The following is a 23,265-nucleotide window of genomic DNA, read 5'->3' on the forward strand; positions in this document are numbered from 1 at the left end:
CAAAAAGTTTATCTTATATTTGTCTTAATTGCTCCTTTTTGCTCGATGGAACAACCGTAAATTCCAACTTTCGCACAACCTAAAAACGACCAATTGCTGAAGGGATTCACAGCGATTGATCGTTTTTAGGTTTTCATGGGGGAATCAGCATCTATCATCAGAGTTCCAGTTGCAGCATTTCCGAGCGAAGTGCCATCAATCGCTCTTTTGACTCCGAAACCGCATCCTCATCCGTGCCCTGCAGCGCGTCAAACAGCATCGACAACTCGTAGTCAAGCTCATAGCGGAGCACGATGGCTCTCTCTTCTGCCCGCTTCGATTGGAAGGCTCTAATCATTTCTTCTATTGTAACGAAAGGCTTCTTCTGATAAATAATCCGATGTTCCATACCGGACACCTCCACAAGTCGTATAATCTCACCGAACATGATACTCTCAATGACGATTTGACGATCTTTGATACGCTTCACAACCGCATGTCCACGTGTGTCATTAATCAGCTTTTCAATCAACTCTGACAGCTTCTCGTCTTTAATAATGTAGTCTCCGACGATTTTGTATCGGTTCTTCATTCGTTGGAATTGGAGCTTCACCAGCTTGCGGCCGGTCCGGATCGAAACTAGAAATTGTCCCTCCGTCTCACTCCAATACAAGGAATAACCCTCCTGAATAAGATCGCGGATGAGATTTTGGATTTGCCGGCGGTCAAATCGCAGTTCCAAATTGCAATATTCGACTTCATGGCTTTTGTTCACGGCAATCCCTCCCTTACCTCAGTATAGTTGACGAAATGTTCTGATAATTTATTCTTACTTTTATCTTATACTCCATCTTATGTTCTGGCAACTTGGATTATTGACTAAATTTACGCTGAAAGGCTACTTTACTTAAAAAAGGGCGCGGCTGCCTCCAAATGAAGACAGCTCGTACCCTTTATGTGCTTATATTTTATAGGCGCTCGCGGATATTTTTAATTCAGAATTGCTTTTGTGCAGAGGCCCGCCTTGCATTAATATTCTGCTCCGGTCGCAAAAACCAATGCTTCCTCAAGGCCCAATTGCTGCACCTCGCCGGTTTTTCTTGTTTTCAGTTCCACGATTCCTTCTGCAGCCTGCTTGCCAATCACGATTCTCAGCGGAATGCCAATGAGGTCTGAATCCTTGAATTTAACGCCTGGCCGCTCATCTCGATCATCCATGAGCACCTCTACTCCAGCCTCACTAAGCCTAGACGTAATATGTGCAGCCAAGTCCATCTGCACCGTATCCTTAACGGATACAGGAACGACATGAACCTGATACGGAGCAATCGCACGCGGCCATATAATGCCATTATTATCAGAATGCTGTTCAAGTACAGCAGACAAAAGCCTGGATACGCCGATTCCATAACATCCCATGATAAAAGGCTGTTCCCTGCCTGATGCATTCAAATAGGTCGCATGCAAAGCCTCGCTGTACTTCGTGCCCAGCTTGAAAACGTGACCGACCTCAATGCCACGGTGAAAGGCTAATCGGCCTTCCTCGCAGCGAGGGCAATGATCTCCCGCTTCTGCGTTGCGGAAATCACCCGCTGCCGCCTGCGAGAGATGAATGAGCGGCTTGACGTTGCCCAGATGATAGTCAGCCTCATTCGCTCCCGCAATTCCGCTTTCCATGGCAAGTACCGCGTCATCTACGAGAATCGGAATCTGAAGTCCTATTGGGCCGGCGAAGCCCGTCGGTGCTCCCGTGACGCGTTCTGCAGTGGTTTGATCCGCAAGCTCAACATGCGCTGCAGACAGCTTGTTTTTCACTTTTATTTCGTTGACCTCATGATCTCCCCGTACGACAACGGCCACAGGCTTGCCATCTACCGCGTAAATTAATGTTTTGATAAAAGCCGCTGCTTCGAGCTCGAACGCCTGTGAAAGCTGCTCGATCGTTTTAATATTCGGCGTATGATGCCGGACAAGCTCCGCCTCATGCTCATCCCTTACAGACGATTCTTCGCTCGCAGCCTGCTCCTTGCCTCCGTATTCCGCTTTTTCCAAATTCGCCGCATAGCTGCAGGAATCGCATACCGCTATCGTATCCTCGCCAATATCGGCAAGAGCCATGAACTCATGCGTTCCTCCTTCTCCGCCAATCGAACCTGCATCCGCCTCAACTGAGCGGAAATAAAGCCCGCAGCGCGTAAATATCCGGTGATAAGCCTCATACATGCTGGTATAGCTGCGATGAAGCCCTTCCCAATCGGCATCGAAGGAGTAGGCATCCTTCATCAGGAACTCTCTGCCGCGCAGCAAGCCGTAGCGGGGCCGCTTCTCATCGCGAAACTTCGTCTGGATTTGATACAACGTAAGAGGAAGCTGCCTGTAAGAGCTCACCTCGCCGCGTACGAGACTCGTAATGACTTCCTCATGTGTCGGACCAAGGGTGAATTCCCGATCATGGCGGTCGCGCAGGCGCATGAGCTCCGGGCCGTATACCTCGTAACGCCCTGATTCCTTCCATAGCTCTGCAGGCTGCATGGCCGGCATCAATACTTCCTGAGCTCCTGCCAGATCCATCTCCTCGCGTACAATTTGCTCCAATTTTCTTAGTACCCGCCTGCCTAACGGCAAATACGTATATATGCCTGCCGCGAGCTGTCTGATTAACCCGGCTCGCAGCATCCATTGATGGCTTGCTGCTTCTGCTTCAGAAGGCGACTCACGCAGGGTTGGCATTAATAGCTGGCTTTGTCTCATCGTAATCAACACTCCCATTCATTCGAGTTTCCCTTTTCCAGATGCAAAAAGAACGCATTCGAAAGGGACGAATGCGTTCGTGGTACCACCCTAAATATAGCTGCGGTCAAGCAAGTGCGGCTCTTATTCGATAACGGAATGAAAGTTCCGGCAGCAGCAGGCTTCTCGGCTTGCTTCCGCAGCTCGCAAGATAGGATTTGATCAACGTTTATGGAAGCCTTGCAGCCGCGGGCTTCCTCTCTGTCATAAACGTGGGCTGATCAACATAGTCTTGGTCAAAGCTGTTGTTCTGTCATTAACTTTTGACAAATTTACAATACAAATGTGATGAAGTCAAGAGCATATTCCAATCGTCCGCTAGTTCATGTTAGCTGGTACGGTTAGGCCGCAGCACAACGGATCCGAAGGTGATCAGTACTGCCGCGAATAGAAGCAGAATCAACAGCTGCATGCCTATATCAGAAAAGCTGTAACCTCCGCCTAACCGGTCAATCGCTTGAATCGCCCACTTTTGGGGAGTGAAATTAGCCAGCTTCTGCATGAAATCGGGCATGATCGAAAGTGGAAAAAAACAGCCGCTGATGAGGCAGGACGGAATGATAAGAAGATTGTTGATTTGCGACAGCTGCGTGCTGCTGCGAACTAGACCTGCTATGGCAGAGGTGAGTCCCACTGCTGCAAGCAGATAGCATTCCAGAACAAGAAGCAGCGAGCCAAACGGAATGCCCAGAGAATAACCAAATGCGTAGTAAAGCAAGCTCAGCACAATTAGGAGTTGAATCGTGCCTACCAGCATGCTTCCCATAAAATTGCCGAAGGCAATATCAAAAGCTCTCAATGGCGCTGTGTACATTCTAGCCATCGTTCGCGTATCTCGATCTTCCATAACAAATCCGATCGATTGGCTGACAAGAAGCAACAGAAACATGAGGATAAGTCCAATCATCATCGGATTAGATACAACTTGCCCTAGCTTCATTTCTGATTGGATGGCAGTAATTGTTGGTGCTGCTTGCGCTTCAAGCAGCGCTGCAAGCCGTGATGGTTCGGCTGCATATGCCTCATTTCCCCTCATAAGTTCTACAGTCGCGTAGAGCCTATCTGACTCAACAGCTAGCATAGCCGAGAGCGAGGCATTCCATAATTGTTCGTTCATCTGGTATACGATAGCCTTGGAGTGCGTCCCGCTCAGCATCTGTGAAGTGAAATCAGCCGGTACATACACAGCAGCATCCGCTTCACCGTCGCTTACAAGCGCCTTTAGCTCTTCCTCTGTCAGATTTGAATGTTTTTGTATCGCGTAAAGCGGTTCCTTCTCTAGTGTAGAAGCGAGGTAAGCTCCCAGGCTGCCTCTATCCGCAATATTTACGACGATAACCGGCTTACTGTCCAACAAACCGGAAAGCAAGCCTCCCATCATGGATAAAATAATAGCTGGAAGCAGGACATTCATAATCAATCCGCGCCGCGAACCCATCGTCCGACGAATGAGATGGGCGGCTATGTGCAAGCTAGGCATGCGGTTTCACCACCTTTGGCAATCTAATGATTGCGATAATAAGAAGACAGAGCGCAAACAATGCCAGAACGCCGATCTCCTGCCAGGCTTCCGTTTGCCCAGTCCCCGTCATGACAGCTCTAAGACTCGTGCTTGCCCAATGGTTGATGGTTAACTTATTCGCTCCGCCTACCATTTTCTCAATTCCAGTCATCATGCCGCCGCTCAAAAAAGTCATACTGAACACGATGATTGAAAAAAACGTTTGCGTCGTCTTTTTATTCTGGGCAAATGAGGCGATCGTAATCCCCAACCCGATTCCCGCTGCGGCTGTTAAAAAGCAAATTAACGCAATGATTTCGTATTGACCGCCCCAATTCACGTCGTACACAAAACTCGTAAATACTACGATGACTATCGCTTGCAAAGCAGCAAGCATGCCCGATCCGCAGATAACGCCTAGCGTCGTCATGCGAAAGGAAGAAGGATTCGTATACATGCGCTGCAGCGTGCCGCTCTCGCGTTGATTGATCAACGCAATAGCTGCCGCCATTCCGCCGTACAGTAGAAACATGATCAAGTACGCTGCCGAATAGTACTGGATTGCGGACGTCTCTCCGAAAATCTCGCTATCTCCCATGCCTAAATTATGGACAACGATGGAATCTTCAGCTGAAGGCTCCTTTAGAATGTCACCCGCATTCATCACACCTAGAATCTGGACAGCTGCAATCTGCAAGTTAACAGTGGAAAGATAGCGATTGACCACAGCATCCGCTGCTATATTTTTCTCTTCGTATCGACCGGCATAGGTCAGCCATTCTGCAGCTTTTCCTGTCTCTACCTGCAATGAGAAATCGCTGGGAATACTCACTCCATAATCTACTGTTCCCTCGCGCACCCAATCTTGCACCTCGCTCGCGGATTTCGCTTGCAATACCTTAATATATGGACCTGCGGCTGCCTCTTCCCAGAATAATGTTATGCCATCTCTCATATTCCCGTGGTCAGCATTGAAGACTGCAACCTTTGCGGGCTTGATATCCGTATTGAACGCACTGCCTAACAGCAAGATCAATAACAGCGGCAGCCCAATAAGGATAACAAGCAACGAACGCATCCGGCTGTATTTCACGCATTCATAATAAACGGTCGTCCACCAAGCTCTCATCGCTTAATTCCTCCTATTCGTCTCGCAAAGTGCGTCCGGTCATTTGCAGAAAAAGCGACTCCAGATTCGGCTCGACCCTGGTCAACTTTCGGAGATTAATGCCGTGCTTCTGAATGATGAACAATAAATCCTGAAGGATCGACGGTGACTCTTTCACCGTAGCCGTAAGCTTTAATCCCAAATCACTTTCATCCAATTGCTGCATGCCAGGATGCTCTGAGATTTCTCTCAGCATGTCAACCGAATTGCGATCGATTTCGAAGATCAGCTTCTCGCCTTGACCGACTTGGCGCTTTAATTCATCCTTCGTGCCGCAAGCAATCAATTTGCCTTGATCGAGGATGCCAATTCTCGTACATATCGCCTCGACCTCCTCCATATAATGGCTCGTGTATATCACTGTAGATCCGAGCTTGTTCAATGACCTTACTGATTCCAAGATGTGATTCCTAGACTGCGGATCAATGCCGACAGTCGGCTCATCCATAATGATCAGCTTTGGACGATGCATGATTGCGCAAGCAATATTAAGTCTCCGCTTCATACCGCCCGAGAAAGTAGAGGGCTTATCCTTCGCCTTTTCAAGCAAACCAACGAATTGCAAGGCTTCGTCGACGCGGTCTCGAAGAAGTGAGCCTCGAAGTCCATATAGCTTCGCAAAAAAAGTAACGTTCTCTCGGGCAGTCAGCATTTCGTAAATCGCGAGCTCCTGCGGGACGAGCCCAATTCTCTTTTTCACCTCGATTGGCTGCTTGCGAATGGAATAGCCGTCCACTAGAATATCTCCTCCGCTTGGCGCAAGCAAGCCGGACAGCATATGGATACTCGTGCTCTTGCCTGCGCCGTTAGGTCCAAGCAAGCCGAAAATCTCTCCTTCACCGATTGAAAAGTTAAGATGATTAACGGTTATTGTCGTATCGTATTTTTTAACGACCTCGCGAAATGCAACTAGACTCATCTCTGCTTCAACTCCCTGCTTCGTTTCTGATAATCCCATTGTATGCTTTTCGCTCGCTTGAAACAGGTCTATAAAGTCATAACCTCGAGGTGACAAAAGTCATCTCCTCGGCATCGGTCATAGAGCGGCATGAAGGTTGCATGAAATAAACCAACCTGCTCGTTCGGGCCTATCTGATTATGCTATAATGAAGCAAATTCAGCAGCGGGAGCTTCTATCAAATGAATATACTGCTAAACCGAATTCGGACACTGCTAGTTGCGGTCCCATCGGTCCTGAGCGTCGCGAACGTTGCACCCAGCCACTATGCCATATACACAGCCTGTGTGCTGTTTGCGCTGCTGCTCATAAGATCAGGCTCGCTTTTTCCTAAATTCCGCAATCTATCGCTGCTGGCAGAGCTCATCTGCTTTTCATGGCTAGCTCATTCGTACGGCGGTGTACTGTTTCTATTGCTCTTCTCAACCCTTATCGCGTCTTGCCGAAACAGGCCAGAGCGCGCGACCAGCATCATCTGGTCGATAGCTGGATTAGTTGCCTTGCTCTCTGCAATGCAGGACAGTCAACAAGCGTTGTTGCTTTCTGCTTCGCTGCTTTGGCTCACGACGGCTGCCATTCTTTATGCCGCAAATGAATATGAGAATAAGCAGCTTCAGATTGAGGACTTGTATGAGGCGTTATCTGCAAGCCACGCCGAGCTTGACGCCGCTAGGCGCCGCATGCACGATTATGCGCTGCAAGTCGAGCAGCAGGCTCAGATCGAGGAACGAAACCGCATTGCCAAAGACATTCACGACGATTTGGGCCACCGGCTTATACGCGTCAAGATGATGTCGGAAGCAGCGCTGCATTTGTTTGATGCCGACGCAGACCGAGCAAGATTGACCGTCGAGCAAATACGCGATCAGCTGCAAGACAGCATGGAACTCATGCGCCGAACCGTCAGAAGGATCGCTTCTGACCAAGAATCGGATGTTAGACGGTATGCACTGGATCGCCTGGTGGAAGAGTCGGCAGCCGCTATGGGGATAGCGGTAAGCTTCCGAATTACGGGCCACGCACGCCCGATTTATCCGAGCATGGAGCTCATACTCTTTAAAAATGCGCAGGAGGCGATTACGAATGCCGTCCGGCATGGGAGAGCGACGTCCATTACGGTTAATCTGGCTTTTGATGCGGCGCATGTCGCACTCACGATTGCAAATGACGGGATCATCCCGAGTGAGCCCATTGAAGCCGGTCTTGGCTTGAAAGGCATGAAAGAGCGAATAGCATTGGTTGGGGGTCAGATCGAATGGGAGCGTGGAGCTCGTTTCTCCATTACGACTACCCTCCCCCTTCTTGGCGGCTAGCGAATTTTAAGCGCATGCAGAAATGGAGTTGCCTTATGATTAGAGTGCTTGTGGTAGACGATGATCCTTTTATTCGCGAGAGCATGAAGGTCATCTTAGATCTCGATAACGATTTACATGTGGCTGGGATATGTGGGAACGGCCATGATGCAGTAACGTTTGTCCGTCAATCGGCTGTTGATGTCGTGTTGATGGATATTCGAATGCCTGTCTGTGACGGCGTGGAAGGAACTAAGCTGCTGCGAGCGCTTGAAGCCCCGCCTGCCGTGCTAATACTGACGACCTTTGATGACGATGAATATATCGCTCAGGCGATACGGAATGGCGCGAACGGCTATTTGCTCAAAAACGTGCCGCCAAGCCGCATCATCAGCGGCATTAAAACAGTGTATGAGGGCAACGTCCTCATTCATCCGGACATTGCCCGCAAGCTGGCAGGCATGCTGGAGACGCCGCGCCCCGAGCCGGGCAAAGCATTAACGATCAGCGGTCTAACGCCTGCCGAGGTTCAGATCGTTCAATTAATTGCAGACGGTCAATCAAACAAGGAAATGGCAGCTTCCTTATTTTTGAGTGAAGGCACGGTCAAAAATTATATTACCGAAATATTAAACAAGCTCGAGCTTCGAGATCGAACGCAAATCGCCATTTTTTATTTGAAATTAATCCACCAATAATGGTTTATTCATGAAGGAGACCACGACGATGACATCACAGACTACAACTTCCAAGTTTGACGGGTTCACACAAGCCGATTTCGAAGTGTTCAACCTAGTTGGACTTGAAGAGCGAATGGCAGCAATCCAGAATCAAATTCAGCCGAAATTTCACGCAATTGGCGGGCAGCTTACAGTAGATGCGGCCGTGCATGCAGGCAATGAAATGTATTTGCACGTTGCTCGGCATGCTCGCCGCAAGGTCAACCCGCCCAAGGATACTTGGCTTGCGATCTGCAGCAACAAACGCGGCTATAAAGCACATCCACATTTCCAGCTCGGCTTGTTTGACGATCATTTATTCCTATGGATGGCGCTTATTTACGAGGTTCCGAACAAATCCAATATCGCTACCGCTTTCCTCAATCAAATCGATGACGTTATCGCTGTTGTGCCGCAGGACTATGTCCTCTCGCTCGACCATATGAAAAAGGAATCGACCCCTATCGCCGCGATGACCAAGCAAGACTGGAAGGACGCGCTTATCCGTTTCCGTGACGTCCAGAAAGCCGAGCTGCTGATCGGAAGACATGTCAAGGCTGGAGACCCTATCCTTCGCGACGGCGATGCGCTGCTCGCCTTTGCTTCTTCCACATATGAGACGCTCATGCCGCTTTATCGCATGGCTAACCTCTAAAATTGAAATGTACGCGAACAAGCGCGTTTTCTGCAACGGTTAGTATGGCGAAAAAAATGGCTGAACAGGCAAAGCTCCCTGTTCAGCCATTTCTCTATTATTCAAGCCCTACGATGCCGAACATCGCTTGGCAATCAGTCGTTCCGTTCCTATCATTTATGCCTGATTCGTCGCAGCTGCTTCAGCTTGCGCATTAGCCGCATATGCCCTTCTTTGTTTCCGCGAGACTTTGAAAAACAATAATTCATAGACACACGGGACAATAATTAGGGTTAACAGCGTAGCCGCTACCAAGCCGCCAATGACGACGATAGCCAAGCTTTGCGACACGATGCTGCCGGATTCATGTGAGCCGAATACCAAAGGCAGCATAGCCGACACGGTAGCTACAGCCGTCATAATAATCGGGCGCATACGCGTAGTGGCAGCTTCGATTAGCGACTCGCGTATCGACATGGATTGCTCATTCTGCTTCACGCGATCAATGAGCACGATCGCATTGGTCACGACAATGCCGATGAGCATCAACGCGCCGAACATAGCCGTGAAATCAGGGGTGACTCCTGAGATGAGCAGGCCGGTCACGGCTCCGATAGCAGCTAGCGGCAACGAGATCATGATCGCAAGTGGCGCGCGGAGCGTCTTGAACGTCAGCACCATAATCAGATATACGAGACCGATTGAAATTAATGCCGTTAATCCTAAATCTGCAAAATCACTGGATTGTTCAGCCGATGCGCCACCGACTGCGATTGCAACACCTTCCGGCAATTGAATCGCTGCAGCTGCTTTGTTAATCTCTGTGCCAACGACAGAAAGCTCTTTCGGTTCAGCGCTCGCTGTCACGCGAAGATAGGTTTTCCCATCTTTATGGTAGAATAACGCCGGTTCCTCCGTTCGAATCAGCTCTGCCACCTCTGAGATGGAGATCGGGCCCGCTTCTGTCATAACAGTGAGCTTCTCAAGCTCAGCTTTGGAATTTGCATGGACAACTGGCTGCAGCAAAACCTGGGTATCGCTTGATTCTATCTGGATGGAACCGATTGGCAGCGGGTTCAACATGCTTTGCAGCTGCATGGCAACCTCTTGGCCTTTTGCCAAAGTAGGGTCAATTTTGAAAGAATAAACCGATTTCTTTTCTTCTTGATTGCTTTCCACTTTTTGAACACCGTCAATCGGCTGAATAGCCGCAATCAGCTTCTCTGCCGTTTGCGTGAGTTCTTCCGCATTATCGCCTGTTACGTCAATAAAAATTTGCGAGGAGCCGCCTCCCATAATGAGATCAGAAGCGTCTGCAGTCAGCTCGGCGTCTTTAAAGCTTTCTTTATGCGATTTTACTTTCTCCATAAACACTTCAGCATCTACGCCATCCTTCAGGTCGATCATATAAGTGATTAGCGTAGGAGAGGATACAGAACCATATTGGGCAGCATCGGAGCTGTTGCCGAGCATCATCATGACCCATTCAATATCTTGGTCGGCAGTCAGAATGCTTTCGAACTTCTTCCCTTCCTCTTGGACTAGCTCGGCCGGTGTCTCGCTCGGATATTGCAGCGTTACATTAATGTTCTCCGCGCTAGAAGAATCAAGCGCTCCTTTAGGCATGAATACGTAAGCGCTGATCGAACCTGCGAATAAAACGACGGCAATCAGAAGCGGCACCCATTTATGTGCGAGATTCCAGCGAATGAACGCGGCGAACTTGGGTGAACCCGCATGCTCCTTCTCCTTCGTCCCTTTCAGTAATACGGCGCTCAGGAGCGGTACGACAGTTAATGCGACTAACAAGGAAGCAAGCAGCGAATATGCAACCGTAAGAGCGAACGGCAGCAGGAATGCTTGCAAGGAGCCGCGCAGGAGACCCATTGGTAAAAATACCGCAACCGTTACAAGCGTTGACGAAGTGATAGCAGAAGCAACCTCTTTCGTTGCATCCGTAATCAACTTAACGGAGAACGACTCTTTCTGAAGCCTTCTGTAGATATTTTCAATCACGACGATACTGTCATCGACAAGGCGGCCTACCGCGACTGCAACGCCTCCGAGTGTAATAATATTTAGAGAAACGCCTGACAGCTGCAGGAGATATAAAGTAATGCCAAGTGACAATGGAATGGATACGATCGTTACGATCGTTGCTCTGAAATTACGCATGAACAATAAGATGACGATAGTTGCGAATAAGGCTCCCAGCAAAACTTCACGAAGCATGCTGTTGACTGAAGAAACCACTGAATCCGAAGTACTCAAAATGATAGAGGCCTCGATGCCTTTCATGTCCGCATTCAAGCGTTCAACCGTTTTTTCGATGCCATTGCCAACTGTGACGGCGTTCGCATCCGCCGATTTCGAAATGGTGTACATAATGGCATCTTTTCCGTTCATTCTGCTGATGCTCTCTTGGTCTTTGGATAGCTCGACAGCCGCGACATCTGCTAGCCTAACGCCCGCACCTATTGGAAGCTTGCGAAGCGTCTCCAATCCTGTAACTTGGTCAAATACATTAATATTGCCCGCAGCCCCATCGATCGTTCTCTCTCCGATCGAAACGGAAGCTCCTCTGCCCTGCAATACACCCATTAAAGCTTGTATGGGGATACCCTTTTCAGCTAGCTTAGCCGTATCCGGAATGACATGTACGGCTGGCGTTGATTTGCCGCTTATGCTGACCGCGCCGGCACCTTCTGATTTCTGCAGCTCAGACGTGACTTCCTCCAGCTTCACTTCCTTCTCTTGCTCACTCATTCCTTCGTCAAAAGTAAGCGTTACCCAAGCGATAGGAATCATCGATGTGTTGAATTGAACGACAAACGGCTTCATTACATTCGATGGCAGCTGAACTTGCCCGACTATGCGCTCAATTTCGGCCTTCGTTTCTTTCATGTTTGTTTTGGAGTCGAAGTTCAGATTGATTTGCGCATATCCGTCTCCCGATGTCGAGAGCATGCTCGTCTTTCCTTTCACGAGCATAACAGCCGCTTCTAACGGATTGGTCACTTTCTGCTCCATCGACTTTGCGTCATTTCCTGGACCGATTGCCGTAATCATGACTTGCGGATTGTCAGCGGCAGGCAGGAACTCCATTGGCAGCCTTAAGTAGCTGATTACCCCCATAACTAAAGCCATGATGACGATTAGGATAATGGCCGCCTTGTTTCGGAAAGACCATTCTGTTAATTTACTCATTTAATTCCGACTCCTTTTCCCTCTACGGTTTTCTATTTGTTTTGTCTTTTCTAATCATAATGGGAAGAAAAGGCATGCAAAAACGTCCAGAGAATGGCTTTCACTCTCGCCCAAGGTCGTAATACGTCTACACCTGAAGACTGAGATTGTTTTTTAGCAAAAGAGTATAACCTCCCTTTAACTTGCATACATTTCGACTTATAATAGAGTGAGTACTTACTCATTTTTGAAAGGGAGTATGTTGAAATGAGGTCTATGTCCGATGTATCGCAAATCTGTCCTGCCATCGAGCTCCAAGACATTTCACGCGCCTTTGGCAAGCGTAAAGTGCTTTCCGGCATTACCCTCACCATACCCAAAGGCGAGCTTTTCGGCTTGCTTGGTCCATCAGGCTCAGGGAAAACAACACTCGTCAAGATAATGACAGGAATTGATCGGGCAGATTCCGGGACGGTTCATATGCTCGGCGAAACCATGCCTCAACTCAAAATGCTGCAGACATTCGGCTATATGGCACAGTCTGACGCGCTATACAATGAATTGACAGGCAAACAAAATTTAGCATTCTTTGGTGCGATGTTTGGTCTGAAGGGCAGAGCGCTTGAATCCAGAATTCAGTATGCGGCGGGGCTCGTCTCTTTAAACGAGCACCTGAATGTGCAAACCTCCGCTTATTCCGGAGGTATGAAGCGTCGGCTCTCGCTAGCCATAGCTTTGCTGCATGAGCCGAAGCTGCTCGTGCTAGACGAGCCGACGGTAGGTATCGACCCTGTGCTGCGAAAATCGATTTGGAGGGAACTCGTACATTTAACCAAGCAAGGGATCACGATTATACTAACCACGCATGTCATGGACGAGGCTGAGAAATGCGATCGGCTCGGACTGATCCAGAACGGAAAGCTGATTGCCCTGAATACCCCGGAAGCCATAAAGCTGAATACGGGAAGCAGTACGCTTGAGGATGCGTTTATCGCTCTTGGTGAACGGGCAGGTGAACGGGAATGAGAGTACGCGCACTTGCTGTCCGTATTGTCAATCAGTTTCTAAGAGACAAACGGACACTCGCTTTACTATTTCTTGCTCCTCTGCTCATTCTTAGTTTAATGAAGCTTGTGTTTGGCGGCCAAGCCATATCTCCAGTAATCGGAATCATTGATGCCCCAGCTGCTCTTACGGATAAATTCGAGCAATTAAATGCAGAAGCTGAAATTGTTCTGTATGACAACTACGATATAGCGAAGGCAGCTCTGCAAGCAGGCGAGCTTGATGCCGTTCTCCAAGCTGGCAGCGGAATACCCGAGCTCATGCTTGAGGGAAGCGACCCTTCGGTTAATAGAGCGATTTTATTGCTGGTACAGAACGCCACACGAATAGAAGGCGGCCATAATGCGCCAGTAGTCAACTATTTGCATGGCGGGCCTGATCTGGCTCCTTTCGATGCATTTGGCCCTGTCCTTATTGGTTTCTTCTCTTTCTTCTTCGTTTTTCTGCTCGCAGGCGTTTCCTTCCTGCGAGAACGAACAAGCGGGACCTTGGAGCGCTTGCTTGCTACCCCGATTAGAAGAAGCGAGATTGTGGCCGGCTATTTGGCAGGGTTCGGCATATTCACTTTGCTGCAAGCTACATTAATCGCTTGGTATTCGGTTCATGTACTGGGATTGCATATGGCTGGAAGCATTGGATCTATGCTGCTCATCAATGTTTTGTTGTCTTTAACAGCATTAACTCTCGGAACGCTGCTGTCTTCCTTTGCGAGCAGTGAATTTCAGATCATTCAATTTATCCCTATCGTCATCGTGCCGCAAGCCTTTTTCTCCGGCCTATTCAATCTGGATGCGATGAATCCTTGGCTTCAAAAGCTAAGCTTGATCATGCCGCTCACTTACGGCGCAGATGCTATGCAGGGCATTATGCTGCGTGGAGAAGGCTGGTCTGACCTGCAACTGGATGTTTATGTGCTGATAGGCTTCTCCGTCTTGTTTGCGCTCATGAATGTCGTAGCGCTCAAAAAGCATCGCCGTATGTAGGTAAACCGAGCATTTGCTATAATGGACAGAATGGTGTTGTGTGAAGGAGTGGCTTACATGCAGGTATCCGCTGATCAATGGCTCGAAGAGTTATTGAAGCTAGACAACGACGAAACCAAAATGACTGAAAAACAAATAAAAATCGTACAGGCGGCTTCCGAAATATTCGCGGAGAAAGGTTTTGCCGCTTCGTCGACGAGTGAAATCGCTCAGCGGGCAGGTGTTGCAGAGGGAACGATATTTCGCCATTACAAAACAAAAAAAGAGCTGCTGCTTTCCATCGTTGCGCCTGTGATGGCCAAGCTTGTTGCCCCATTTGTGCTGCGAGATTTTTATAAAGTGCTCGACGGCAGCTTTGACAGCTACGATGCGCTGCTGCGTGCAATCATCGAGAACCGCATCGCATTCCTTGAGAAGCATATGCAGGTGTTCAAAATTTTCATTCAAGAGATTCCATTCCATCCGGACCTCCAGGAGCAGTTCCAGAAGCTTATCCTCTCCAAGGTGCTTGATAAACTCAGTATCAGCGTCCGAAAGTTTCAACAGCAGGGCAGTATTATTGACTGGTCTCCCGTTACCGTTATCCGATTAACTGCATCTGCATTGATTGGTTATGTGCTTTGCCGTTCCTTCTCTATCCATGCTTCGGACTCGACATGGCAAGACGATACGGAAAGAGAAGCGACAATCACTTTTATACTGAAGGGACTGACTCCATAATCCGCATCAAAAAAGCCGATTATCCGCTGAATACGGACAATCGGCTTATTCTCACTTCACAGCTTGTGCTTCCCGTTCCATCCTGCCGGACTTGTCCAACTGGCGGAAGCGAAGCAGCAGCAGCAATGCGGCTAGGCATAGAATCCCGCCTAGCAAATAAGGCAAACCCATTTGAATCGTAAAAAACAACGAACCTAGCAGCGGTCCAGCAATACGGCCTAAGCTGTCCATTGAAGAGCTGAGTCCAGATGCAACACCTTGGCCTACGGTTGTCTTTTGCGTAATAAGAGAAGTGACACAAGGTCTGATCAAGGAATTGCCGATACCGAACACAGCCAAGGACAATGTAGCCCACCAGAGCGAATGCGCGCCGAGAAGCAAGAAAAAGCCGAGCGCTGAGATGACCAAGCCAATTGCAATATACTTCGGCTCCTCGCCTTTCTTAATACGGCGACGCACAATTCCACCCTGTACGAGTGCCCCCACAAAACCGCAAACAAAAAACAATATGCCGACCTGCAGCGGTGTTACATCGAATCGCCTCATGCCGAAAAACTGAAGCGTAGCTTCCATGCCTGCTAGTGTGAAGGTTACGAAAAAGGCAAGGATGTACAAGTACTTAAGCGGTCCGGTAAATGCCGCCCATCTTGAAACCTTTTTCTCCGTGCCCATTCTCCGCTGCTCCTGCGGAAGTGATTCTTTGAGCTTCCAAACAGCAAGCACAAAGGTAATAAGAGCTAGAACAGACGCCGTATAAAATGGAGTTTCAAGTGAGATTACGCTCAGCAATCCGCCAACGCCAGGTCCAATCGTAAACCCGAGACCAATCGACATCCCAACAAGCCCCATGCCCTTGGTTCTCTCTTCTGGCGGCGTAATGTCAGCGACATAGGCTACAATGACGGATGCGACTGCCCCGGAGAACAACCCGCCAAGCACTCTTGAAAGATACATTAGCGTCAAGTTGCCTGATGACAAGCCGAACAGCAGAAAGCTTGCCGCAAAGCCCAGCACGCCGATTAGAATAATCGGTCTCCTGCCGATGCGGTCGGATAAGCCGCCCCAAAAAGGGGATAAGAAAAAGGAAACGGCTGAATAAATAGCCAGCATTCGTCCAGTATGCAGTTCCGCTTTATTCGGATCTGCCGCTTGAATAATTTCCGGCATAACCGGGATGATAATCCCAAATCCTATAAATGTCGTCATTAGTATTGCCATTACGATAAGTATTCGTTTATCCTTCATGCTGCAACCCCTCCACCAACCTATGTTACCATATCCATTTATCAACGATGTATGAACAATTGAAGAACAAATCGGCTTGCATCAAGCTCTTCATAAAATTGAAGCTTGCATTCCCCCCTGTATTTGCTATACTCAACTTTGTTTGTAACCTCTAATGAAAGGCAGGGATGAGAGCGATGGATCATAATAAAACTCCGCTATTCACCGCGCTTCGCCGTCATGCGGAGCAGGATCCCGTACAATTCCATATTCCTGGACATAAAAAAGGATTGGGCAGCGATTCGGAATTCCGTGAATTTATCGGCGATAACGCGTTGTCGATCGATTTAATCAATATAGCACCGCTCGATGACCTGCATCAGCCAACAGGCGTTATTGAAGAAGCGCAGAAGCTAGCCGCCGATGCCTTCGGATCGGATTATACTTATTTCTCCGTGCAAGGAACAAGCGGAGCCATCATGACCATGATTCTAACCGTATGCGCACCAGGAGACAAAATTATTGTTCCGCGCAATGTTCATAAATCGATTATGGCTGCCATTATATTCGCGGGAGCCAGACCTGTATTCATTTCTCCAGCACGGGACAACAATCTTGGAATCGATCACGGCATAACGACACGTTCCGTTCGCAAAGCCCTGGAGCGCCACCCGGATGCCAAGGCTGTTCTTGTTATCAATCCAACCTATTTCGGCATTTGCGCAAACCTAAAGGAAATCGTCGATCTCGTACATAGCTTCGATATTCCCGTACTCGTCGACGAGGCGCATGGCGTGCTTATCCATTTCCATGAGAAGCTTCCGATGTCAGCGATGCAGGCAGGCGCGGATATGGCCGCAACAAGCGTCCACAAGCTTGGCGGTTCCATGACGCAAAGCTCTGTTCTCAACGTTCGCAAAGGCAGAGTTAATCCGCACAGAATTCAAACGGTCATCAGTATGCTGACAACTACGTCTACTTCATACATTTTGCTAGGTTCGCTCGATACGTCAAGACGCAATCTCGCTCTGAATGGACATGCTATCGCAGAACGCGCCATCGAACATGCACAATACGCACGCAAGCAAATCAATGAAATTCCTGGTCTCTACTGCTTCGGCGAGGAGATCCTTGGCGATGAAGCAACCTATGATTACGATCCGACCAAGGTTTCCATTCACGTTCGCCACCTTGGCATTACTGGATATGAAACGGAAAACTGGCTTCGCGACAATTATAATGTTGAGATTGAAATGAGCGATATGTATAACATTCTTTGCCTAGTTACGCCTGGTGATACCTCTGATTCCATTTCTAAATTGCTGGTATCGCTTCGCGGACTGTCTGAGAGGTTCCATGAAGGCGCTGAAGCACGAGAACTTGTCGTCAAAATCCCTGATATCCCTCAGCTATCGCTAACGCCGCGCGACGCTTTCTATGGAGAGACAGAAGTGCTTCCATTCAAAGAATCTGCCGGAAGAATCATTGCCGAATTTATTTATGTATACCCGCCAGGAATTCCGATTCTACTGCCCGGCGAGGTTATTACGCAAAAAAATATCGATTATATCGTCGATCATGTGCAAGTTGGTCTTCCGGTTAAAGGTCCTGAAGACCGCAGCATTGAATTTGTTAAAGTCATCGTTGAAGAAACTGCGATTTCATAATCGCGGTTGCAGAAAGGAGCTGCTCCGAAAGTCATGAGGATGACTTAGGACAGCTCCTTTCTGCATAATCTCTGCCACCATTACACTTATTGTCAACCTAAATTTGGCGTGCTATGATGTTGTGAGAGGTGAGTTGCGATGAGTCAAAGCGCTTACATAAAATTCGTGCAAGGTTCTGTCGTTGATAAACTTGATGTAGCGGGAATTAAGAACCAGCTCGTGCATTACTGTGAGCAAACCGCCCTTACGGGCTCTCAGCTAGATTGGAATTATGCTGAGGCTGCCTTTCCGTACACGATAGAAGAGAAGCAGGATGACCGTTGGTTTTACTTAAAGGGCATCAATCCGCTATACAAACATATCCTATTCGGTCCCAGCATGGCGGCAAGTGTTTCAGGCAGCGTCGTCCCCTGCATTCAGGTCGTTGTACCCGACGAAGCCACGCACGGTGATAAAGCGAAGGCCAATGAACTGTGCAAATATATAGCCGGCCGGCTGAAAGCGGAGCTGACCATGTTCAATGGGCGGACGATTTATTTTAATCCGAGGAAATAATAGCATAGCTGAGGCATGGAACACAAAAACGACCGGCAAGCTTCGCTAGCCGATCGTTTTTTCATTTGCTGCTTACTTGGATTCGAAGCTGGATTACTTCTCTTCGCTCTCCGTACGAGCAATTTCCTCATAAATCGCAGTAACACGATCCCACTCTGCATCGTCTTCAATACCGACTAGGAAGGACTCGTCGTTTTCTTCTTCAATACGGAAAATCACGCCGTCTGCTTCTGGATCATTGCGATCCAACAGGACCGCATATACATTGTTTTCCGATTCAAACGTATAAACCATGACCATTTCACGTTCCTGGCCCTCGTCGTCAGTCACGATAAAGACATGCTCTTCATGCTCGTGATCTTCACCACATCCGCAATCATCGCTATGCTGATGCTCGCTCATGTTATTACCCCATTTCAATAATGTTTACAGACTATCGTATAGTAACATGACATTCTATCAATGGTCAAACGAAAACGCTCCTTATGGAAACGGAGCGTCCGGATGTCTGTCTACTGCAATTAAAGGGAAGAAATTAATTTCTCGGAAACGACAGTCCATTCATCCGAACCTTTCAGCTTTAGAAAGAACCGAATGGGGTACTTGCCGCTGGCTTCGAATTTATATTCGATCTCATCTGTCGCATACCAGAAATTGTCTTTGGAAGTATTCACGCTCTCCGTTTGAATCACTTTTTCTTTCCCGTTCGGATCGAATATCGATACTTTAACGGCTGTTACATCTGTTTTTAAATTATCAATTTGTGCAAAAACTTTAAACTTTCCTTGATAGCCTTTGGCTACGTTTCCGAATACCGCATTATTCTGGAATAAGAACATATGGACATTTGGCTTATATACCGTAGCCCTTTTGCTTTGATTATCCCATTCGACGATTGCTTGCATCGAATTAGCTAGTTGACGAAGCGGCAAGTAGGTTTTGTTCTCTGCAATTAATCCGCCGTCATCCTGCTCTGTTCCGTTAATAATGACGCGTACCTTCTGAGATGCTGAATCCGCAAACATCATTGTACCACCCCATACTGACAACAGCAGCAGCAGAATTCCAACTTTTCTGAGTTTCATAGTTGTAAGCCCTCCATCCGATAGCCTGGATGAAAGGTTATACTCAGAAATTCAAGCAAAGTTGCGCAGGATAACAAACTATTTTGCCGTAGTACTAGAGGACCAACACTGTCAAAAGTTGTTGAAACCTGCGCTTGCCTGGGAAATACATCTGATTATTTCTCTTCATTACCCGTAGGTTCTCGTCAGTACACATGGGATGCCTTTCCCGAGTGAGCCAGCCGTTCTCATTCTGGCTAAATAATTCATGCCTCTTGCACAGGGCGTTTTGCAAACCGCACACGTATCCGAGAGAACAAGCTTGTAATTGTATTGTTTCCGATCGCTTGCAGGCTGTTTTTTCTTAGCTACTTTACCTTTTCCTTTGCTCATCATTCATTCGCCTCCACTATGCGTATCGCTTTAGCATTGTATGTAATGAAGGGCGAATGTGCATCAGCAATTGTCAGGAGCATGAAAAATTTGGTACATTAAACATGTGGAATGATGAGGAGGTACTAGCATGAACATAACAATGATTGGAACAGGCAGTGCTTTTGCCAAAAAATACGATAATAACAATGCGCTTATTGAAGTGAACGATTTTCGGCTGCTTGTAGATTGCGGCATTACGCTGCCGAAGGCTTTGCATCAGCAAGGCATTTCTTTTCAGGAGCTTGACGGGGTGTTGATCAGCCATATTCATGGAGACCATGTCGGTGGGTTGGAGGAATATGCCTTTCAGATGATGTTCAAATATAATCGCAAACCTGTTCTCTATATTGCGGAATCGCTGGTCGAACCCCTTTGGGAGCAGACCTTGCGCGGCGGATTAACGCAAGGGCCTCTCGAGTGTCTCGAAGATTTCTTTGAGGTCCGTCCGATAAAACCAGATATTGAAACCGAGCTAAGTCCTGGACTTAAAGTTAAACTGATCCAAACCAAGCATATACCTAACAAGCCGAGCTACTCCATCATTTTTAACGGAAGCTTCTTTTATACGGCAGATATGCGATTTGATCCAGAACTCCTCCAGCAATTGGTTGATGAGGGCGTGTCAACGATTTACCACGACTGTCAGCTAGAAGCCCCTGGTGTCGTTCATGCCACACTGGATGAACTACTTAGTCTTCCTGATGCAATCCAGCAGAAAACCTGGCTGATGCATTATGGAGACGCGATTGATCAGCACGCAGGTCGTACAGGCTCCATGCGTGTCGTCGAACAACATGTCACTTACAAACTCACTTAAACGAAAAAAAAGACGCCGCATCGATGCATGCTGGCGCCCTTTTTTTGTGGAGTTGCGTTTCTATATTTAACAGCATTAATTACTCCCTTAGAAAAGAGGAAGCTGGTCCAGATTATTAGTTGGATCTCCATCTGCGTCGCCTCGGATATAAAACTCTCCATCCCTGCCTTTAAACGTATTCACACCTGCAATATTGCCGGCTTGTACTTCTTGAAGAGCTGTTCCATAATCAAGAACTCTCCCGCTGTTTGTTTTAAAGGCTGTAAGATCTCCGTCTCCATCCTTTTGCACAGCTACAATATACTCTCTCGAATTTTGCCCGCCATTCAAATCGTCCATCGTGAATACCTCACTTCTATTCAAGTTGTTGAAGCCAATTTATATTGTTCCCATTCGTATCGGATTATTATGCGCGAAACGAATAAAAAACCGGCTAGCCTTTTTTGGAGGCGTATGCCGGTTCCTTTGTTTTATTTCCTTTTCATTGCATCTGCCGGAAGCCGCCTTCTCCATACGAATTGCTCGTCATGCGATAACGAATCCTCCATGGCAAACTTCGCCACAGCACCGATAACTATTCCGATAATGCCAAACATCCCTAATAGCCAAAGGGCTAAATAGGCATACTCTGCAGCCAACAGAAACCGCCTCCTGCGCGCTTTCTTTAAAGGTATGCCGACATTTTCGTCTTTAGTATACGCAAACAAGCTCGAGATCGTAAAAACGCCTTTATTTGAATCTTACATGTAAAAAAGTTCCTGCTTCATGCCGATAACTTAAATAGGAGGTGTGAAATGGATATCGCAGCAGCATCTATTGTCATGAATCAAAACAGCCTAGCACTTGCAGCCAACATCCAAGTGTTATCTCTAGCGAAAGAACAAGCGACACAGCAAGGTCAAGATATTGTGAACATGCTAAAAAGCGCTCAGCCAAACCTAGGACAAACGATTGATATTCGCATCTAAATTTCATCTGCTCGAAGCAAAACCCAATTGGGTTTTGCTATTATTTCCTTAAAGTTACAGATCAGACATTCTGAAGTTGTTTCAGAATAGTCTAAACCGTGTAGTTAATCTAATACGAAGGCTGCAAACTAGCGCAATGTTCGAAAAACTAACATTAATCTAATTGCATTTTGGAAAAATTCTAACAACCTTCGTTTATTCTTGTCTTAACAGATGAAAAGTTGGAGGGATTGTCATGGAACACGGTTTTTATCAGCAAAAAATTGAAGAACTAAGAGCAGAAATGATCAGATTATTTGAAGCCTGTAACAATTTCACCGATCAAGCAGTCGTCAAGATCAGCCAGGAGCTGGATCGTCTCCTCAATGAGTATTCCTGGGTATTGGCAAATAATAAGTGTTGACTTCTCTTCTTTACCCTGATATATTATTAATTGTCGCTAATATGATCTGGTAGCTCAGCTGGGAGAGCACTATCTTGACAGGGTAGGGGTCACAGGTTCGAACCCTGTTCAGATCATCGAAATGAAAGCCCGCAAGTCCTTGTAACACAAAGGATTGCGGGTTTTTTCGTTCTTGTGAAGTCTATGCTCTAACTGTCTTTTATGAATTTGGTGCGGATTTGGTGCGGATTTGGTGCGGATCGTTTTTTAGATATCAAACAATCGACTTCTTGTTATAAAACATTTCTCCAAAAGCATCCGCAGTTTCCCTTTGCATGTGCGGTGTCACATGTGCATATCGATCGAGCATCTTAACACTTGACCATCCAAGCCGCTCTGCTATCCTTTTGTTGTTCTCCCTCATCTTCAATAACAATACTACATGGGTATGGCGCATATCATGAAACCGAATTTTTGTAACTTCCGCTTGTCCAATTAACCGATAAAAGGAACGATTTAGATTTCGTGGAGAAAGTGGCGTACCGAGTTGTGTAGAGATTACAAGATCGTTGTCCTCGTATTTGTCGCGGTGTTCCATCTTCTCCCTCATCACTCTACGTCGTAGCTTCTCCAATTCTAAGGTTGTCGTTTTATCAATCCCAATAGCCCTCACACCTGAAACTGTCTTAGCTCCGACATCAAATGTCTTTCCATCATGATTAAGAATTTGCCTAACTGATATTGTACGATTAACTAAATCGACATCCTGCCAGCGAAGCCCCAGGATTTCTCCTTGTCGCATTCCGGTTGATAAAGCTAGATGGAAAGCTGAGTAATAACGATCTTCTCTAGCAATATGGAGAAATTTATGCGACTCATCGTCGGACCAATAAAGCATTTCTTTTATTTCCGCCTTTGGCCGATCAACAGCAAGTGCTGGATCTCGTGTAATCATGTTCCAAGCTGCAGCTTTGTTAAGTGATTCCTTCACGATGGTATGAATCTTCTGTATGTTTTCTCCAGAAAGCTGTTTGTTCTCAAATAACGAGTTGTACAGATTCTGGATGTTCCGTGGAGAAATCTCACCAAGAGTCAAATCACCGAGTTTTGGTAGGATATGTTTCTTTATCATAGTTGTATAGGTTGCCAGTGTGCTGG

At 47.3% G+C, this 23,265-nt stretch carries 24 protein-coding genes, 1 tRNA gene and 1 pseudogene; 12 read left to right on the plus strand and 14 right to left on the minus strand.

Going from position 1 to position 23,265, the window contains the following annotated elements; translation table 11 throughout:
* Positions 1 to 157: 157 nt before the first annotated feature.
* From FHS16_RS11355 to FHS16_RS11375, 5 genes are all read right to left on the minus strand, one after another.
* Complete coding sequence (locus FHS16_RS11355) at positions 158 to 754, minus strand: YkzI domain-containing protein (protein WP_183562010.1); 597 nt, start codon at positions 752 to 754, stop codon at positions 158 to 160.
* Between the two features lie 254 nt (positions 755 to 1,008).
* Positions 1,009 to 2,730, minus strand: coding sequence for a proline--tRNA ligase (locus tag FHS16_RS11360; RefSeq protein WP_183562012.1), 1,722 nt, complete (start codon positions 2,728 to 2,730; stop codon positions 1,009 to 1,011).
* A gap of 367 nt (positions 2,731 to 3,097) precedes the next feature.
* Positions 3,098 to 4,249 (minus strand): ABC transporter permease, encoded by a 1,152-nt coding sequence (locus tag FHS16_RS11365; protein ID WP_183562014.1) that lies wholly within the window; start codon positions 4,247 to 4,249, stop codon positions 3,098 to 3,100.
* A complete protein-coding gene (locus FHS16_RS11370; RefSeq protein WP_183562016.1) occupies positions 4,242 to 5,399 on the minus strand; it encodes an ABC transporter permease in 1,158 nt (385 codons plus the stop codon). Before FHS16_RS11370 ends, FHS16_RS11365 begins: the two co-directional genes overlap by 8 nt.
* A gap of 13 nt (positions 5,400 to 5,412) precedes the next feature.
* Complete coding sequence (locus tag FHS16_RS11375) at positions 5,413 to 6,357, minus strand: ABC transporter ATP-binding protein (protein WP_183562164.1); 945 nt, start codon at positions 6,355 to 6,357, stop codon at positions 5,413 to 5,415.
* 221 nt (positions 6,358 to 6,578) lie between these two features.
* Here FHS16_RS11375 and FHS16_RS11380 point away from each other — a divergent pair, with 221 nt between their 5' ends.
* From FHS16_RS11380 to FHS16_RS11390, 3 genes are read left to right on the plus strand one after another with little or no spacing between them, the layout of a single operon-like run.
* Positions 6,579 to 7,709 (plus strand): sensor histidine kinase, encoded by a 1,131-nt coding sequence (locus tag FHS16_RS11380; RefSeq protein WP_183562018.1) that lies wholly within the window; start codon positions 6,579 to 6,581, stop codon positions 7,707 to 7,709.
* A 35-nt stretch (positions 7,710 to 7,744) separates the two neighbouring features.
* On the plus strand, positions 7,745 to 8,386 hold the full coding sequence (locus tag FHS16_RS11385) for a response regulator (RefSeq protein ID WP_183562020.1): 642 nt from the start codon (positions 7,745 to 7,747) through the stop codon (positions 8,384 to 8,386).
* Positions 8,387 to 8,414: 28 nt separating this feature from the next.
* Entirely contained in the window at positions 8,415 to 9,062 is a 648-nt protein-coding gene (locus tag FHS16_RS11390; RefSeq protein ID WP_183562023.1) for a DUF1054 domain-containing protein, read from the plus strand.
* 156 nt (positions 9,063 to 9,218) lie between these two features.
* Here FHS16_RS11390 and FHS16_RS11395 read toward each other — a convergent pair whose 3' ends face one another.
* Complete coding sequence (locus FHS16_RS11395) at positions 9,219 to 12,248, minus strand: efflux RND transporter permease subunit (RefSeq protein WP_183562025.1); 3,030 nt, start codon at positions 12,246 to 12,248, stop codon at positions 9,219 to 9,221.
* A gap of 255 nt (positions 12,249 to 12,503) precedes the next feature.
* Here FHS16_RS11395 and FHS16_RS11400 point away from each other — a divergent pair, with 255 nt between their 5' ends.
* Genes FHS16_RS11400 through FHS16_RS11410 form a run of 3 tightly spaced genes read left to right on the plus strand, consistent with a single transcriptional unit; the run spans position 12,504 to position 14,995 of the window.
* A complete protein-coding gene (locus FHS16_RS11400) occupies positions 12,504 to 13,253 on the plus strand; it encodes an ABC transporter ATP-binding protein (RefSeq protein WP_183562166.1) in 750 nt (249 codons plus the stop codon).
* Complete coding sequence (locus tag FHS16_RS11405; protein ID WP_183562027.1) at positions 13,250 to 14,275, plus strand: ABC transporter permease; 1,026 nt, start codon at positions 13,250 to 13,252, stop codon at positions 14,273 to 14,275. The genes FHS16_RS11400 and FHS16_RS11405 overlap by 4 nt, the downstream gene beginning before the upstream one ends.
* Before the next feature lie 57 nt (positions 14,276 to 14,332).
* Entirely contained in the window at positions 14,333 to 14,995 is a 663-nt protein-coding gene (locus FHS16_RS11410; RefSeq protein ID WP_183562029.1) for a TetR/AcrR family transcriptional regulator, read from the plus strand.
* Between the two features lie 51 nt (positions 14,996 to 15,046).
* Here FHS16_RS11410 and FHS16_RS11415 read toward each other — a convergent pair whose 3' ends face one another.
* The gene (locus tag FHS16_RS11415; protein ID WP_183562031.1) at positions 15,047 to 16,240 is read right to left on the minus strand and encodes an MFS transporter; all 1,194 of its coding nucleotides are present in this window, start codon (positions 16,238 to 16,240) and stop codon (positions 15,047 to 15,049) included.
* Positions 16,241 to 16,416: 176 nt separating this feature from the next.
* Here FHS16_RS11415 and FHS16_RS11420 point away from each other — a divergent pair, with 176 nt between their 5' ends.
* Both FHS16_RS11420 and FHS16_RS11425 read left to right on the plus strand, forming a co-directional pair.
* On the plus strand, positions 16,417 to 17,886 hold the full coding sequence (locus FHS16_RS11420; protein ID WP_183562033.1) for an aminotransferase class I/II-fold pyridoxal phosphate-dependent enzyme: 1,470 nt from the start codon (positions 16,417 to 16,419) through the stop codon (positions 17,884 to 17,886).
* Between the two features lie 138 nt (positions 17,887 to 18,024).
* Positions 18,025 to 18,441 (plus strand): DUF1885 family protein, encoded by a 417-nt coding sequence (locus FHS16_RS11425; protein ID WP_183562035.1) that lies wholly within the window; start codon positions 18,025 to 18,027, stop codon positions 18,439 to 18,441.
* Positions 18,442 to 18,534: 93 nt separating this feature from the next.
* On the opposite strand, the gene FHS16_RS11430 is transcribed toward FHS16_RS11425, so the two are convergent.
* The 3 genes from FHS16_RS11430 to FHS16_RS11440 form a co-directional block, all read right to left on the minus strand.
* Positions 18,535 to 18,843 (minus strand): DUF1292 domain-containing protein, encoded by a 309-nt coding sequence (locus tag FHS16_RS11430; protein WP_183562037.1) that lies wholly within the window; start codon positions 18,841 to 18,843, stop codon positions 18,535 to 18,537.
* Between the two features lie 119 nt (positions 18,844 to 18,962).
* Positions 18,963 to 19,526 carry a stalk domain-containing protein gene (locus FHS16_RS11435; RefSeq protein WP_183562039.1) on the minus strand — a complete coding sequence of 188 codons (564 nt, stop codon included), beginning with the start codon at positions 19,524 to 19,526 and terminating at the stop codon, positions 18,963 to 18,965.
* A 168-nt stretch (positions 19,527 to 19,694) separates the two neighbouring features.
* On the minus strand, positions 19,695 to 19,901 hold the full coding sequence (locus tag FHS16_RS11440; RefSeq protein ID WP_312890850.1) for a hypothetical protein: 207 nt from the start codon (positions 19,899 to 19,901) through the stop codon (positions 19,695 to 19,697).
* Between the two features lie 127 nt (positions 19,902 to 20,028).
* Here FHS16_RS11440 and FHS16_RS11445 point away from each other — a divergent pair, with 127 nt between their 5' ends.
* Positions 20,029 to 20,757 carry an MBL fold metallo-hydrolase gene (locus tag FHS16_RS11445; protein ID WP_183562041.1) on the plus strand — a complete coding sequence of 243 codons (729 nt, stop codon included), beginning with the start codon at positions 20,029 to 20,031 and terminating at the stop codon, positions 20,755 to 20,757.
* Between the two features lie 87 nt (positions 20,758 to 20,844).
* Here FHS16_RS11445 and FHS16_RS11450 read toward each other — a convergent pair whose 3' ends face one another.
* Both FHS16_RS11450 and FHS16_RS11455 read right to left on the minus strand, forming a co-directional pair.
* A complete protein-coding gene (locus FHS16_RS11450; protein WP_183562043.1) occupies positions 20,845 to 21,096 on the minus strand; it encodes a DUF3892 domain-containing protein in 252 nt (83 codons plus the stop codon).
* 131 nt (positions 21,097 to 21,227) lie between these two features.
* A complete protein-coding gene (locus FHS16_RS11455; RefSeq protein ID WP_183562045.1) occupies positions 21,228 to 21,395 on the minus strand; it encodes a hypothetical protein in 168 nt (55 codons plus the stop codon).
* 156 nt (positions 21,396 to 21,551) lie between these two features.
* Here FHS16_RS11455 and FHS16_RS11460 point away from each other — a divergent pair, with 156 nt between their 5' ends.
* From FHS16_RS11460 to FHS16_RS11470, 3 genes are all read left to right on the plus strand, one after another.
* Positions 21,552 to 21,725 (plus strand): YjfB family protein, encoded by a 174-nt coding sequence (locus tag FHS16_RS11460; RefSeq protein WP_183562047.1) that lies wholly within the window; start codon positions 21,552 to 21,554, stop codon positions 21,723 to 21,725.
* 235 nt (positions 21,726 to 21,960) lie between these two features.
* Positions 21,961 to 22,128, plus strand: a complete 168-nt coding sequence (locus FHS16_RS11465; protein ID WP_183562050.1) for an aspartyl-phosphate phosphatase Spo0E family protein — start codon at positions 21,961 to 21,963, stop codon at positions 22,126 to 22,128.
* 43 nt (positions 22,129 to 22,171) lie between these two features.
* A tRNA-Val gene (locus FHS16_RS11470) sits at positions 22,172 to 22,244 on the plus strand.
* A gap of 137 nt (positions 22,245 to 22,381) precedes the next feature.
* Here the strand turns inward: FHS16_RS11470 and FHS16_RS11475 are convergent.
* Both FHS16_RS11475 and FHS16_RS32430 read right to left on the minus strand, forming a co-directional pair.
* The gene (locus FHS16_RS11475) at positions 22,382 to 23,062 is read right to left on the minus strand and encodes a tyrosine-type recombinase/integrase (protein WP_312890857.1); all 681 of its coding nucleotides are present in this window, start codon (positions 23,060 to 23,062) and stop codon (positions 22,382 to 22,384) included.
* Between the two features lie 99 nt (positions 23,063 to 23,161).
* Positions 23,162 to 23,260: pseudogene (locus FHS16_RS32430) on the minus strand (tyrosine-type recombinase/integrase); the annotation flags it as partial.
* Positions 23,261 to 23,265 lie beyond the last annotated feature (5 nt).

This window comes from Paenibacillus endophyticus (assembly GCF_014192395.1).
GTDB classification, from domain to species: domain Bacteria; phylum Bacillota; class Bacilli; order Paenibacillales; family Paenibacillaceae; genus Pristimantibacillus; species Pristimantibacillus endophyticus.